Raw genomic sequence first — 14,070 nt, forward strand, 5'->3', positions numbered from 1 at the left:
ACCTGCCCCGTGAGCCTGATATTTGCCAAGGATGCCGCCGATGCAACGCCGCTTTACCTGATCGAAGCCGGGGCGCTGGACGGCTGGCTGGCGGGCCAGAGCGCGCCTGTCAAAACATGGGTGAAGAGCAGCGGGTTTGCCGCCGCTTTGGGCGAGGCGCTGGCCGTGCCGGCCACGGACGGCACGCCGCTCTGCGCGCTGGCGGGCTATGGCACCGCAGCCGCCCGCAGGCGCAGCCGGTTTGGCCTTGCGGCTGCGGCGGCAAAACTGCCTGAAGGGACCTACAAGCTGGTGAGTGAGCTGGCCGGGGCAGAGCTTGAGGCCGAGGCGCTGGGCTGGCTTTTGGGGCAATACGCCTTTGCGCGCTATGCGAAGGTCAAGGCCCCGCCGGCGCGGCTTGTGGCCCCCGAGGGGGTAGATGTGGCCAAGCTTGAGGCCATTGCCAAGGGCGAGGCGCTGACGCGTGACCTTATCAACACGCCGGCCAATGATATGGGCCCCGCCGAGCTGGAAGCAGCGGCGAGTGTGCTCGCGCAGGCGCATGGGGCGGCGTTTCATGTGATTCGTGGCGCGGCCCTTCTGGATGAGAACTTTCCGCTGATCCACGCGGTTGGGCGCGCCAGCGATGAGGCCCCGCGGCTGATTGACATGCGCTGGGGCGAGGCCGGCCCCAAGCTCACCCTTGTGGGCAAGGGGGTGTGCTTTGACACTGGCGGGTTGAACCTGAAGCCTGGCGCCTCCATGGCGCTGATGAAAAAGGATATGGGCGGCGCGGCAACTGTGCTGGGCCTTGCCGAGATGATCATGGCGCTGGGGCTCAAGCTGCAACTGCGTGTGCTGATCCCGGCGGTGGAAAACGCGGTGAGCAGCACTGCGTTCCGCCCCGGCGATATCCTCACGAGCCGCAAGGGGCTGACTGTGGAGATCAACAACACCGATGCGGAGGGGCGGCTTGTGCTTGCGGATGCGCTCACGTTCGGGGCGGAAGAGGCGCCGGACCTGATGATCTCCATGGCGACGCTCACCGGCGCGGCACGGGTGGCCGTGGGGCCGGACCTTGCGCCTTATTTCTCGGATGACGAAGGCTTTGTGCGCGCGCTTGAGGCGGGGGCCGAGGCGGCGAAAGACCCTGTCTGGCGCATGCCTTTCTGGGAGCCTTACGAGGCCATGATCGAGCCCGGAATTGCCGATCTGGACAATGCTCCGAGCGGGGGGTTTGCGGGCTCTATCACGGCGGCGCTGTTTTTGCGGCGCTTTGCGGGGGAGACCAATTATGCGCATTTTGATGTCTACGGCTGGACCCCTGTGGCCAAGCCCGCACGGCCCAAGGGCGGTGTGGGCATGGCGGCGCGCGCGCTTCTTGACGCTTTGCCCGCGATGTTGAAGCTGTGATGGATCGCCGCACAACGCCTGCCAATGGCCGCGTGGCCGCCCAGCGCCTTGAGGGGCAGGTTGAGGCCGAGAAATTTGTGCAAGGGGCGGCGCGTCAGGTGATGGTGCCTGTGGCCGATCTTTTGCGCGCGCCGGACGGCAAGCGGGACCGCCAGCTGCTCGCGGGGCAGGCTGTGAGCGTGTATGAAGAGCTGGACGGCTGGGCCTATGTGGAAAGCGCGCTGGACGGCTATTGCGGCTATGTTCGCAAGGAGGCCTTGGGCGCGGTGCGCGAGGCGACCCATGTGGTCAGCGCGCGGGCGACGCATATCTATACGCAGGCTGATATCAAGAGCCCCGAGCGGGCAAGCCTGAGCCTTGGCAGCCGTCTGCGCGTGCTGCGCGAAGAGGGCGCGTTTGCCAAAGTGCCGGAGGGGTTTATCCCGCTCGTGCATCTGCGCGGGCTTGAGGCGGAGAGCGACCCTGTGGGCGTGGCGGAGCGGCTGATTGGCGCGCCTTACCTTTGGGGCGGCAACGCGGCCTTCGGGATTGACTGTTCGGGGCTGGTGCAGGCGGGCTGTGTGGCCTGCGGCATTGCCTGCCCGGGCGACAGCGACATGCAAGAAGCGCGGCTTGGGGTGGCGCTTTCGGAAGATGCGCCGCTCAAGCGCGGGGACTTGTTGTTCTGGAAGGGCCATGTGGCCTGGGTGGTTGACGCGGCGCGTATTTTGCACGCGAATGCGCATGATATGGCGGTGGTTTACGAGCCGATCGAGGCCGCGATCAAACGGATTGAAGAGCAAGGCGGCGGGCTTGTGAGCGCGCGCAAAAGATTGGAGGACTTCGCATGAGGGACGCGTTTTTTCAGCCTGTTTCGGGGATGGATTTGCCACGGTTTGCGGGCATTCCGACCTTTATGCGCCTGCCGCATCTGCCGAGGGGCGATGCGCGCTGGGCAGATGTAGACGTGGGCATCATCGGTGTGCCTTGGGACAGCGGCACAACCAACCGCCCCGGCCCGCGCCACGGGCCGCGCCAGCTGCGCGATGCCTCGACCATGATCCGTGCGGAACATGCGGTGAGCGGCATCCGCCCTTTTGCGGCGATGAACTGCGCCGACCTTGGCGATGTGGGCCCGAACCCTGCGGACATTCAGGACAGCATGCAGCGGATTACCGCGTTTTATCGCGATGTGATGGCGGCGGGAATCATTCCGCTGACGGCGGGGGGCGACCATCTTTCCAGCCTGCCGATCTTGCGGGCGGTGGCTGAGAAAGCGCCTGTGGGGATGATCCATTTTGACAGCCACACGGACCTGTACCACTCCTACTTTGACGGCACGATGTATACCCATGGCACGCCGTTTCGCCGTGCGTGTGAGGAGGGGCTGCTGGACCCCAAGCGGGTGATCATGATCGGAATTCGCGGCACGCAATATGACAGCGAGGATCGCGACTTTGCCCGCGCCGAGGGCATCCGGATTGTGCCGATTGAGGAGTTTCATGCGCGCGGGCCTGAAGATGTGATGGCCGAGGCGCGCGAGATTGCGGGCAAGGGCGACACCTATGTGAGCTATGACATCGACTTTGTGGACCCGACATTTGCGCCCGGAACAGGCACGCCCGAAGTGGGTGGGCCGAACTCCTATCAGGCGTTGCAGGTGGTGCGCGGGCTGACGGGGGTGAAGATTGTCGGGGCGGATATGGTGGAAGTCTCGCCACCCTTTGACGCCAGCGGCGCGACGGCCTTTTTAGGGGTCTCGATCATGTTCGAGATGCTCTGCCAGATGGCGGCGGCGCGCTAGAAGGATCGAATTTTCGCTGCGCGAAAATCCGACCAAGGGGGGCGCTGCCCCCCAGTTTCAAAAGCTTGGCAGCTTTTGAAACCTCCCCCCGAGGTATTTTTGACCAGAAGAAGCCAGGACCGCGCGAAGGGCTGAAATGCTGCGCGCGTTCAGTTTTTTTTGTGCCTCAAGGCTGTTTGAGGCAGGTTTCAAAGCCGGATGTCAGGCTGTCCATGAGGGCGGCATACTGGGCCGCGCCGAGCGGAAGGGCCGCGCCGAGCGGGTCGATCTCGACGGCGGGGATGGAGAGCGTTTCGGTCACGAGGCGGATGCTCGCGGAGGGGGTGCTTGGCTCGGTGATAAAGCAGCCGAGGCCATCTGAACTGGCGAGCACTTCGCGCAGGTGGGCGGGGCCAGCTTCGGCATCTTCGGCATCGGTGATCGCGGCGTGGGAGGTGAGGCCGAAGCGGGCCTCGAAGTATTGGTAGGCGTCATGGGCTGTGAGGAACTCGCGGCCGGCCAGCGGGGCGAGGCGGGCTGCGGCTTCAGCGGCCTGCGCTGTGATGGCTTCGGCGGCGGCGGCCGCATTGCTGCGGTAGCTTTCGGCATTGTCCGGATCAAGCTGCGCGAGCTCTTCGGCGATGAGCGTCAGCCAGAGGGTTGCGTTTTGCGGGTCGAGCCAGAGGTGGGGATCGCGGCGGGGGGCATCGGCCGTTTCGGCTTTGTCATGGCCGTGGTCATCATCGTGGCTGTGGTCGTGATCATGATCCTCGGCTTTGGCCTCGGGCTTCTCCTCATGCCCGTGGTCATGGTCGTGCATATGGGCGCCGCGTTTTGGCAAAACCGTGCTGCCTTCGGCCTCCATCAGCGGCAGGCTGACGGCGTCTTTGGCCATATCCTCACGGGCCTCGGCGAGCCAGGGCGACATGGCCGGGCCGACCCAGACCAGCAGATGGGCGGCTTGCAGGCGTGCCGCCTCGGACGGGCGCAGGGCGTGGCCGTGGGGCGACGCACTCGGCTCGGTGAGCAGCGCCGGTGTGCCCAGATCTCCCATGACCTGCGCGGTGAGGCTGTGGATGGGCGGGGTATCAGCCACCACGCGGAGTGTTTCAGCGGCGAGGGGGCTGGCGAAGAGGAGGGCGGATGTGGCAAGGTATTTGAACATGAAAGCTCCGAAAGATAGGTGGACGGTTGCTGTGATATGTTATAACATAACAGTATGAGTCAAGAGACAAGATCAGAATCTGCGGCGACAGGCTTTGATGCGCATGATCACGCGCATTGCAAGGCCAGCTCGCTGCGCGCTGCTGAAGCGCTTTGTGCGGCGCGCAAGCTACAGCTGACGCCCGTGCGCCGCCGTGTGCTTGAGATTCTGCTGGAAGCGCATGAGGCGCTTGGGGCTTATGATGTGCTGGCGCGGCTGGCGGCGGAGGGGCTTGGCTCAAAGCCGCCTGTGGCCTACCGCGCGCTCGGGTTTTGGGTGGAGCAGGGGCTGGCGCACCGGATTGAAAAGCTCAACGCCTATGTGGCCTGCGCACACCCCGGCCGCGCGCATGAGGCAGCGTTTATGATTTGCCGTGACTGCGGGCTTGTGGCCGAAGCCGAGAGCGCTGCGCCCCTGGGGGCGAGCGCGGGGGCGGCTGGATTTCAGATCGAATCCGTGGTGATAGAGGCCGAGGGGCTGTGCCCCAAGTGCATACCCGAGGGCAGAACATGAGTTTGATAGAGGCGCGCGGGCTGGCGAAGCGCTTTGGGAGCGAGACCGTTTTACACGGGGTCAACCTGAGCGTGGAGCGCGGCGAGATTGTTACCATTGTGGGGCCGAACGGCTCTGGCAAATCGACCTTGCTGCGGATGTTGGCCGGTGTGCTTCAGCCGGACAGTGGCGTGGTTGTTCATGCGAAGGGCCTCAAGATTGGCTATGTGCCACAGAAGCTGGCACTGGAGGCGAGCCTGCCGATGACGGTGCGCCGCTTTTTGGATGTGCCAAAGCGGGTGAGCGAGGCTGACGCGCAGGCGGCGCTGGCGCGTGTGGGCGTTGCGGCGCTGGCAAAACGCAGCCTTGAGGGGCTTTCGGGCGGGCAGATGCAGCGGGTGCTTCTGGCGCGCGCGCTGATGGTGCAGCCGGATGTTTTGATGCTGGACGAGCCGACGCAGGGGCTGGACCAGCAAGGGCAGGCCGACTTTTACCGCCTGATCGAAGAGCTGCGCGCCGAGATAGGCTGTGCTGTTTTGATGGTGTCTCACGAGCTGCATGTGGTGATGAGCGCGTCGGACCGTGTGATCTGCCTCAACGGGCATATCTGCTGTGAGGGCACGCCCGAAATTGTGCGCAATGCGCCGGAATATCGCCGCCTGTTTGGCACCGGGACACAGGGGGCGCTGGCGCTTTACCGCCACGAGCACGACCATGTGCACGACGAGTCTTGCGCCCATGAGCATGAGGAAAGCCACTGATGTTGAACGACTTTCTGGTGCGCGCGGGGCTGGCGGGCCTGGGTGTTTCGCTTGCGGCTGGGGCGCTGGGGCCTTTTGTTGTCTGGCGGCGAATGGCCTATTTTGGCGATGCGATGGCCCATGCGGCCATTTTGGGCGTTGCGCTGTCACTGGGCTTTGAAATCTCGATCTTTGTGGGCGTGTTTTTTGCGGCGCTTCTGGTGGCGGCGCTGTTTCTGACGCTGACACGGCGCGCGCAGACAAGCGACAGTGCGCTTGGCGTGATTGCCCATTCGGCGCTGGCCTTTGGCCTTGTGGCTGTGGCGATGAGCGCGGGGCCGCGGGTGAATGTGGAGAGCTATCTTTTTGGCGATATTCTCACGGTGTCGCGCGGTGATCTGGCGCTGATTTGGTCGGTTGCGGCTGTTGTCGCCGCATGGCTTGTCTGGCGCTGGCAGGCGCTTGTGACATGGGTGCTCAGCCCTGATCTGGCGGAGACCAGCGGCTATAACACGCGCGCCGAGGAGCTGGGGCTGATTCTGGCGCTGGCGCTTGTGGTGGCGGTGGGCATCAAGGCGGTGGGCGCGCTTCTCATCACGGCGCTGCTGATCATCCCGGCGGCGAGTGCGCGGCCACATGTGAAAACGCCTGAGGCGATGATTGCGCTGTCGCTTGGCTTTGGCGCGCTGGCGGCTGTGGCGGGGCTTCAGGGCGCGCTCTGGCTGGATACGCCCGCGGGGCCAAGCATTGTCTGTGCGGCGGCTCTGGCCTTTGCCGCCTCGACGCTGTTTGCCAAGCTGAGGGGGCGCTGATGTATCGCCGCTTTGCTGTGTATCACTGCCCTGAAGGCGTGCTGGGCGGTTTTGGTTCGCAATGGCTTGCAAGCGGCACGGAGCTTGTGGCGCGGCCTGCGAAATATGGATTTCACGCCACTTTGAAAGCGCCTTTTGCCTTGGCTGAGGGCCAGAGCGAGGGCGCGCTTGCGGGGGCAGTGAAGGCTTTGGCGGCGGGGCTTCAGCCTGTTGAGACAGAGTTGGAATTGGCGCGGCTCGGCAGCTTTTTTGCGCTTGTGCCGAAGACGGGAGCTGAGGCGCTGGGCGCGCTGGCGGGGGCCTGCATGCTGGAGCTTGAGCAGTTTCGCGCGCCATTGGCGGAAGATGTGCTGGCCACGAAGCTGGCGCAGGCCAAGAGCGCGCAGCAGCGCGAGAACCTGCACCGCTGGGGTTATGCCTATGTGCTGGATGACTTTCGCTTTCACCTCACCCTGACGGGGCCTGTGCCCAAAGCGGCGCGGGAGGATGTAGAGGCAAGCTTGCGCGCGGCGCTGCCGGATTTGAGCAAGGCCTACAAGCTGGACACGATCTGCCTTTGCGGCGAGGACCCGGCGGGGCAGTTTCACATCATACAGCGCTTTGGCCTAGGCGGGGCGTAGGCCGAGCATCTGGCGCGCTTGCGCGGGGGTGGCCACGGGGCGCTCATAATCTGCGCAGAGCTCTGCCGCACGCTTGATGAGCGCGGCGTTTGAGGGCGCGAGGGTGTCCTTATCAAGGCGCACGTTGTCTTCTAGCCCTGCGCGGGTGTGCCCGCCTGCGGCGATGGCCCATTCGTTGACCTTAAGCTGGTTTGGCCCGATGCCTGCGGCGCACCACTCGGCCTCTGGCGCGCGGGTTTGCATGGTGTGGACGTAGAAATCAAACACCTCTTTGTCGGCTGGCATGGCGTTTTTCACGCCCATGACGAACTGCACATAAAGCTTGCCGAAAAGCGCGCCTTCGGCGTGCATTTTAAGCGCTTGCAGGATGTGGGAGAGATCGAAGGCTTCCACCTCGGGGGTGATCTCGTATTTGAGCATTTCGGCGGCGAGCCATGCGACCAGATCGGGGCTGTTTTCATAAACGCGGGTTGGGAAATTGTTGGAGCCAACCGAAAGCGAGGCCATATCGGGGCAGAGGGGCAGCATACCGCCGCGCTCAAAGCCCGCTCCTGAGCGCCCGCCCGTGGAGAACTGGAGGATCGCTTCGGGGGCGTGCTTTTTGAGCTGGGTTTGCAGCTCGGCGAATTTGGCAGGGTCTGAGCTTGGGGTTTCGTCTGCGTTGCGCACATGGGCGTGGATGATGCTAGCACCTGCCTCGATAGCCTCAAGGCTGCTTTCGAGCTGCTCAGAAATGCTGATCGGCACGGCGGGGTTGTTGGCCTTGGTAGGCACGGAGCCGGTGATTGCGCAGCAGAGGATGCAGGGTTTGCTCATGAGGTTGCCTTAAATATCAAAGAAAACGGTTTCGCCCGCGCCTTGCAGGCGGATGTCGAAACGGTAGGTGCTGCCTGTGCGTTTGGCGATGAGCGTGGCGCGGCGGTGTTCCCATTCGATGGTGTTGAGAACGGGGTCTGCCGTATTGTCTTCATCGTCAAAATAAAGCCGCGTGTTGAGGCCCAGATTGATGCCGCGTGCGACGATCCAGAGGTTGATGTGAGGCGCTTGCATCTGGCCGTGGCGGCCGGGGGTTGGGCCGGGTTTCACGGTGTCAAAGCCCCATTCGCCTGTGGCAAAGTCGGTTATGACACGGCCCCAGCCGCGAAAGCCTTCCTCGACCTCGCCTGCGCTTTCGGGGTGGGCGTAGACGCCTTGGGCGTTGGCTTGCCATGCTTCCAGCAGAACGTCTTTCACCGGCGCGCCTGTGCCATCAATCACCACGCCCTCAACGTGGATGCGCGCGCCTGCGGCGTTGGGGCCTGCGATGTCCCATCCCAGCTCTTCGCGGTAGATATCAAAGCCAGCCGCCCCCGGCGCGAGGCCGATGTGAACATAGGGGCCAGCGGTTTGGGAGGGGGTTTCTTTGAGGTATTTGGGGTCATTGCTCATGCTCAGAGTCCCTTTCGCATTTTCGAACCGCAAAACCGGTTCCCACTTTTGCTGAAAATGCTCATGATCAATTCCCCTCCAGCTTGTTTTCAAACAGCGTCGAGCGGCGGCCGCGCAGCACGATGTCAAAGCGGTAGGCGATGGTATCCAGCGGGATGGTCGCATTCATGTCAAGCTTGGCTGTGAGCATGTCGATGGCCGCCGGATCAGGCACTGTCTGCACGATGGGGCAGCGGGCGATGAGCGGATCGCCTTCAAAGTAAAGCTGGGTGATGAGGCGCTGCGCGAAGCCCGAGCCGAAGACGGAGGCGTGGATATGCGCGGGGCGCCAGTCGTTTATGCCGTTGCGCCACGGGTAGGCGCCGGGCTTGACCGTGCGGAAGTAATAATAGCCCTCCGCATCGGTGAGCGTGCGCCCGCAGCCGCCGAAATTGGGATCAATCGGGGCGAGGTAGGTGTCTTTTTTGTGACGGTAGCGCCCGCCTGCGTTGGCTTGCCAGACTTCGACAAGCGTGTTGGGCACAGGGCGGGCGTTTTCATCGAGCACCCGGCCATGGACGATGATGCGCTCGCCAATGGGGCTTTCGCCTGCCTGCGCGTAGTTTCGCAACAGGTCGTTGTCAAGTGGGTCAATATCACTGTGGCCAAAGCGCGGGCCGGTGATTTCGCTTGGTGTGTTTTCAAGCGAGATGGGCGCGTAGCGGGGCGAGCGTGCAACCGAGGTTTTGTAAGGCGGGGTGAGCGCGGGCGGATGCCAGCTGCGGTCACGCTGGTAGAACTCGGCTGGTTTCATGTCTCTGCCTCCATCTCGGCATAGGTTTCTTTGGCCAGTTTGAGCGCGTGGTTGGCGCGGGGCACACCCGCATAGAGCGCGACATGCTGGAAAACCTCAAGCACATCTTGCTTGCTCGCCCCTGTGCGGGCCGTGGCGCGGATGTGCATCGGGATTTCATCAAAGTTGCCCAGAGCGGCGAGCAGCGCCAGCGTGAGCATGGAGCGCTCGCGGTCGGGGATGCCGCTCGACGCCCAGACATTGCCCCAGGCTGTTTCGGTGATCAGCTCCTGAAAGGGGGCGTCAAAGGCGGTTTTGGCGGCTTCGGCGCGGTCGACATGCGCATCGCCAAGGATGCGGCGGCGCACGTTCATGCCTGTGTCGTAACGGTTGCTCATTTTGCGCTCCTAGTAAGGCAGGCCAATGTAGTTTTGCGCCAGCACACTTTGCGCCTCTCGGTTGCTGCGCAGAAAGTCGATCTCGGCTTTTTGCATCTTGAGGTCAAATTCGGTCTGGTCGGGGAAGCGGTGCAAAAGCTTTGTCATCCACCAGCTGAAGCGCTCGGCCTTCCAGACGCGGGCGAGGGCCTTTTCGCTGTAAGCATCAAGCGCGGCGCTGTCGCTTTCAAGGTAGTGCGCTTTGAGGCCCTCGAAGAGATAGTGAATGTCGCTCGCGGCGGTGTTGAGCCCCTTGGCCCCCGTGGGCGGCACGATATGGGCCGCATCGCCGCAGAGAAAGAGCCGGCCCCAGCGCATCGGCTCGGTGACAAAGCTGCGCAGGGGGGCGATGGATTTTTCGATGCTCGGGCCTGTGACGAGCTTGTCGGCATGTGACTTGGGGATGCGGCGCTTGAGCTCTTCCCAGAACGCCTCATCTGACCAGTCTTCGACCGTATCTGTGAGCGCGCATTGGATGTAGTAGCGGCTCAGGTTCTGGTTGCGCATGGAGCAGAGGGCAAAGCCGCGCTCGGAGGCGGCATAGATCAGCTCGTCATTGACGGGGGGTGTTTCTGAGAGGATGCCAAGCCAGCCGAAGGGGTAGACCTTTTCGTATTCTTTTCGCAGGCCAAGCGGGATCGTTTGGCGGCTGACGCCGTGAAAGCCGTCGCAGCCGGCGATAAAGTCACAGTCGATACGGTGCGTTTCGCCATTCACCTGATAGGTGACATGGGCGCTGTCGGTGTCGGCGCCGTGGATTTGCACCTCTTGGGTATTGAACACGGTGGGCAGGCCAGCGGCCTCGCGGGCATCGTAAAGATCACGGGTGACTTCTGTCTGGCCGTAGACAACGACGGAGGTGTTGGTGTGGTCCTTGAAGTTGATGGTGAAGTCTTCATCGCCGTAAGAGATGATCGTGCCATCGTGCACGAAGCCCTCGCGGGCGAGGCGCTCACCCACGCCAGCCTTGTGCATGAGGCCAATCAACCCGCGCTCAAGGATGCCTGCGCGGATGCGCCCCAAGACATAGTCGCGGGTCTTGCGCTCCAGCACCACGGCCTCGATGCCTTGGGTGTGCAGAAGTTGGCCGAGCAGAAGGCCAGAGGGGCCACCGCCGATGATGACGACTTGTGTGCGCATGGTTTTGCCTTTTGTGATGGTGTGGAGAGTTTACTGGCCGGAATGGTTATGTAAAATGAATAAATAGGCTTTATGCTTGCTTAAAAAGGAAAGTTATGGACCGCCGTATCAAGCTGCGCCACATTGAGGCTTTTGCCGAGATTGCCCGTTTGCAGAGCCTGAAGGGCGCGGGCGAAGCGCTGGGGCTGACGCAGCCTGCGATTTCCAAGATCCTCAAAGAGCTGGAGGATATTCTGGGTGTGAGCCTGATGCGCCGTGGGCGCGGGGGCGTGGAGCTGAGTGCTGCGGGCAGCGTCTTTCTGCGCGGAGCAGAGGCGAGCCTGAGCGCGCTTAGGCTCGGTTATGACGGGGTGCGGCGCATCCAGACGGGCGGCACGGGGGCGCTGAGTGTGGGGGCTATGCCGAGCGTTGCGGCGCGGGTCTTGCCGCTGGCGAGCCAGATGTTTGCCGCGCATGAGCCTGAGACGGTGCTCAAGGTTGAGGACGGGCCACATGCCTTTTTGATGGACCGTCTGCGTGCGGGGGCGCTGGATGTTGTCGTCGGGCGGATGGGGCCGCCTGCGACCATGGACGGCGTGAGTTTCACCCAGCTTTACAGCGAGCAGGTGGCTTTTGTGGTGCGCGCGGGCCATGCTTTGAGCGGCACGACGCGGCTGGAAGATTTGCACGGGCATCTGGTGATTTACCCGTCGGAGCGCGCGGCGATCCGCCCGCTTGTGGACCGGCTGTTCATTGCAGAAGGCATGGGCCTGCCGCCCCGGCGCATCGAGAGTGTTTCGGGTGACTTTGGCCGCGGGCTGACGCGGGCGAGCGCGGCCGTCTGGATCATCTCGCAGAGCGTGGCGGCGGGCGATATTGCCAGCGGGCAGATGGAAAAGCTGCCGCTTGAAACCGGGATCACGGCGGGGCCTGTGGGGGTGATGACGCGGGCGGAAGAGGGTGTTGCGCCTGCGGTGCAGCTCTTTCGCGCCAGCCTGCGTGCGGCTGTGACAGAGCTGGGACTGGGGGCCTGACAGCAAAACGGCCCCGCGCGCAGGCGGAGCCGTTTGAAGCTTATGCGCGGGCCTTAAAGGCTGGCTGTGAGGGCTGCGACAACGGCGTCGCCCATCTCGGAGGTGCTGATTGGCGTGGCCCCGTCTTCACCCAGAAGATCGGCTGTGCGCGCACCATCGGCGAGGACTTTCTCAACCGCAGCTTCAAGGCGGTCGGCCTCCACGCCCTGATCAAAGCTGTAGCGCAGCGCCATGGCGAAGCTGAGAATACAGGCGATCGGGTTGGCTTTGCCCTGGCCTGCGATATCGGGCGCGGAGCCGTGCACTGGCTCGTAAAGCGCCTTGGGGCGACCATTGTCCATCGGTGCGCCAAGAGAGGCCGAAGGCAACATACCAAGCGAACCTGTGAGCATTGCGGCGGCGTCAGAGAGCAGGTCACCAAAGAGGTTGTCTGTCACGATCACGTCGAACTGTTTGGGCCAGCGGCAGAGCTGCATCGCGCCAGCATCGGCATACATATGCGAGAGCTCGACATCGGCGTATTCGGCCTGGTGCACCTCTGTCACGACATCGCGCCAGAGAATGCCTGATTCCATGACGTTGGCCTTTTCCATCGAGCAGACCTTGTTGCCGCGCTTGCGCGCCAGCTCAAAGGCGGAGCGGGCGACACGGGCGATTTCGCTCTCGGTGTAGCGCTGGGTGTTGATGCCAACGCGCTCGTTGCCTTCCTTGATGATGCCGCGGGGCTCGCCGAAATAGATCCCGGATGTGAGCTCGCGCACGATCATGATGTCAAGCCCGGCGACCACATCTTTCTTGAGGCTCGAAAAATCGGCCAGCGCGTCAAAGCATTGCGCGGGGCGCAGGTTTGAGAAGAGGTCCATCTCTTTGCGCAGGCGCAGAAGGCCGCGCTCGGGCTTGACCGAAAAGTCGAGCACATCATACTTGGGGCCGCCGACGGCGCCGAGCAGAACGGCGTCAACCTCTTGGGCCTTGGCCATCGTGTCATCATGCAGGGGCGTGCCATGGGCATCATAGGCAGCGCCGCCAACGAGGTCTTCGCTGACGTCAAAGGCGAGGTCGCGCTTGGCGCCGAACCAGTCGATGACCTTGCGGACCTCGGCCATAACTTCGGGGCCGATGCCATCGCCTGGCAGGATAAGAAGCGAAGGGTTGCTCATTGTGTGTGTCCTCGTGTTGATGTCTTGGCCCTGAGCTAGCGCCTGGGGCGGGAAGGGTCAAGAAACATAAGGCCCGCCAGCAGCCCGCGCCCGCTAGGGCAGGCGCAGATCCAGCCAGACCAGCCGGTGACGCGAGGCCGCCAGCGCAAGCGCATGGCCTGGTTGCCCGGGCGCGGGCCAGAAGACGCCTGCATCTGTGACCGTGATGTCAGAGGAGGGCAGCAGGAAATCAACCCGCATATTGCCGGGGGCAGGCTCGCGCCAATCGGCGGTGTCCAGCGCCGGATCGCCCTGATGGGCGGGGTTGGCGGCGGCGACCCCGCCTTGGCTGGTTGGGCGTGGGTCTTGCAGCTTGGGATGGTTGAGCAGGGCTTGCATGATTTGGCGCTGCCCGTCGCCGTCGGCCGGATCAAGGTTGCTGCCGATGGCCAGCAGGAAAGGCGCTGCTGGCGGGGTGCCAAGGTGGCCATTGATATGGGTGAGCCAGAGGGCGTTTTCATCATGGTTGCGCTTGCCATTCCTGTCTTCGGGGCCGTCAAAGACAGGTGGTGTGGCTTGGGAGATGAGCAGGGTCAATTTGCGCGTGTCAATCTTCACGGGCAGGGACCAATGCGCGGTAGAGGACAGGCGCTGTGCGGCCTGTGCCACGCTTGAAGGGAACGGCGTTCCGTTTGGGTGTTCGGGCAGCTGTGCTGCGGGAAAGTCGCGCCAGAGCATGGCGGAGAAGTCTTGCAAGCCTTTGTTTTCAAACGGAAATCGCGAGAGAACAGCGAGGCCGCCTTGCCCGGCGAAATAGCCAAAACCCTGTGCATCGCGCGGCGTTCCCAAGCGGCCATCTCCGTCCATGTCGAGGCCTGTGGCCCAGCCGGTGTTGGGGCGGCGGGCAAACTGGTGGGGATAGTCTGCGCCGGCTTTGGCCAGTGTGGCGGCAAAAGCTGTGAGCGCGCGGCCGTCGGCATCATAGTCAAAATCAGACAGCACAAGGATATCGGGGTTCACGTCTGCGATCACATCGCGTGCGGCGATGATTTGTGTCTCTTTGCGGACAATGTCGCGCAGCAAGAGGCCCGGCCCCTTGCGCGACAGGCCCGCGCTGAA

16 protein-coding genes are annotated in these 14,070 nt (G+C 63.3%); 8 read left to right on the forward strand and 8 right to left on the reverse strand.

Annotated features, from left to right (window positions below; all coding sequences use genetic code 11):
* The first annotated feature begins 9 nt into the window (after positions 1–9).
* The 3 genes from Q0478_RS10840 to speB are packed head-to-tail and all read left to right on the forward strand — an operon-like array spanning position 10 to position 3,175.
* Complete coding sequence (locus Q0478_RS10840; protein WP_298679139.1) at positions 10–1,392, forward strand: M17 family metallopeptidase; 1,383 nt, start codon at positions 10–12, stop codon at positions 1,390–1,392.
* On the forward strand, positions 1,392–2,222 hold the full coding sequence (locus tag Q0478_RS10845; RefSeq protein ID WP_298679141.1) for an NlpC/P60 family protein: 831 nt from the start codon (positions 1,392–1,394) through the stop codon (positions 2,220–2,222). Before Q0478_RS10840 ends, Q0478_RS10845 begins: the two co-directional genes overlap by 1 nt.
* Positions 2,219–3,175: an agmatinase gene (speB, locus tag Q0478_RS10850; RefSeq protein WP_298679143.1), complete on the forward strand. Its 957-nt coding sequence runs from the start codon at positions 2,219–2,221 to the stop codon at positions 3,173–3,175. The genes Q0478_RS10845 and speB overlap by 4 nt, the downstream gene beginning before the upstream one ends.
* Before the next feature lie 166 nt (positions 3,176–3,341).
* Here speB and Q0478_RS10855 read toward each other — a convergent pair whose 3' ends face one another.
* A complete protein-coding gene (locus tag Q0478_RS10855) occupies positions 3,342–4,319 on the reverse strand; it encodes a zinc ABC transporter substrate-binding protein (RefSeq protein ID WP_298679145.1) in 978 nt (325 codons plus the stop codon).
* Positions 4,320–4,373: 54 nt separating this feature from the next.
* Between Q0478_RS10855 and Q0478_RS10860 the strand changes: the two genes are divergently transcribed.
* The 4 genes from Q0478_RS10860 to Q0478_RS10875 are packed head-to-tail and all read left to right on the forward strand — an operon-like array spanning position 4,374 to position 7,022.
* Positions 4,374–4,871: a Fur family transcriptional regulator gene (locus Q0478_RS10860; protein WP_298679147.1), complete on the forward strand. Its 498-nt coding sequence runs from the start codon at positions 4,374–4,376 to the stop codon at positions 4,869–4,871.
* A complete protein-coding gene (locus Q0478_RS10865) occupies positions 4,868–5,611 on the forward strand; it encodes a metal ABC transporter ATP-binding protein (protein WP_298679149.1) in 744 nt (247 codons plus the stop codon). Before Q0478_RS10860 ends, Q0478_RS10865 begins: the two co-directional genes overlap by 4 nt.
* Entirely contained in the window at positions 5,611–6,402 is a 792-nt protein-coding gene (locus tag Q0478_RS10870) for a metal ABC transporter permease (RefSeq protein ID WP_298679151.1), read from the forward strand. The genes Q0478_RS10865 and Q0478_RS10870 overlap by 1 nt, the downstream gene beginning before the upstream one ends.
* A complete protein-coding gene (locus Q0478_RS10875; protein WP_298679153.1) occupies positions 6,402–7,022 on the forward strand; it encodes a DUF1045 domain-containing protein in 621 nt (206 codons plus the stop codon). Before Q0478_RS10870 ends, Q0478_RS10875 begins: the two co-directional genes overlap by 1 nt.
* Here the strand turns inward: Q0478_RS10875 and Q0478_RS10880 are convergent.
* The 5 genes from Q0478_RS10880 to pobA form a co-directional block, all read right to left on the reverse strand.
* On the reverse strand, positions 7,008–7,838 hold the full coding sequence (locus Q0478_RS10880) for a 3-keto-5-aminohexanoate cleavage protein (RefSeq protein WP_298679155.1): 831 nt from the start codon (positions 7,836–7,838) through the stop codon (positions 7,008–7,010). The genes Q0478_RS10875 and Q0478_RS10880 overlap by 15 nt on opposite strands.
* A gap of 9 nt (positions 7,839–7,847) precedes the next feature.
* Positions 7,848–8,450: a protocatechuate 3,4-dioxygenase subunit alpha gene (gene pcaG, locus Q0478_RS10885; protein ID WP_298679157.1), complete on the reverse strand. Its 603-nt coding sequence runs from the start codon at positions 8,448–8,450 to the stop codon at positions 7,848–7,850.
* Between the two features lie 67 nt (positions 8,451–8,517).
* The gene (gene pcaH / locus Q0478_RS10890) at positions 8,518–9,243 is read right to left on the reverse strand and encodes a protocatechuate 3,4-dioxygenase subunit beta (RefSeq protein WP_298679159.1); all 726 of its coding nucleotides are present in this window, start codon (positions 9,241–9,243) and stop codon (positions 8,518–8,520) included.
* The gene (pcaC, locus tag Q0478_RS10895; protein ID WP_298679160.1) at positions 9,240–9,620 is read right to left on the reverse strand and encodes a 4-carboxymuconolactone decarboxylase; all 381 of its coding nucleotides are present in this window, start codon (positions 9,618–9,620) and stop codon (positions 9,240–9,242) included. Before pcaC ends, pcaH begins: the two co-directional genes overlap by 4 nt.
* Positions 9,621–9,629: 9 nt before the next feature.
* Positions 9,630–10,799, reverse strand: a complete 1,170-nt coding sequence (gene pobA, locus Q0478_RS10900; RefSeq protein ID WP_298679162.1) for a 4-hydroxybenzoate 3-monooxygenase — start codon at positions 10,797–10,799, stop codon at positions 9,630–9,632.
* Between the two features lie 95 nt (positions 10,800–10,894).
* On the opposite strand from pobA, the gene pcaQ reads away from it, so the two are divergent.
* Positions 10,895–11,812, forward strand: a complete 918-nt coding sequence (gene pcaQ / locus Q0478_RS10905; RefSeq protein WP_298679164.1) for a pca operon transcription factor PcaQ — start codon at positions 10,895–10,897, stop codon at positions 11,810–11,812.
* 53 nt (positions 11,813–11,865) lie between these two features.
* Here the strand turns inward: pcaQ and leuB are convergent, their stop codons facing one another.
* Positions 11,866–12,972, reverse strand: a complete 1,107-nt coding sequence (gene leuB, locus Q0478_RS10910) for a 3-isopropylmalate dehydrogenase (protein ID WP_298679166.1) — start codon at positions 12,970–12,972, stop codon at positions 11,866–11,868.
* Between the two features lie 93 nt (positions 12,973–13,065).
* A complete protein-coding gene (locus Q0478_RS10915; RefSeq protein ID WP_298679168.1) occupies positions 13,066–14,034 on the reverse strand; it encodes an endonuclease/exonuclease/phosphatase family protein in 969 nt (322 codons plus the stop codon).
* Positions 14,035–14,070: the final 36 nt, after the last annotated feature.

It is taken from the genome of uncultured Lentibacter sp. (assembly GCF_937123735.1).
Lineage (GTDB): Bacteria > Pseudomonadota > Alphaproteobacteria > Rhodobacterales > Rhodobacteraceae > Lentibacter.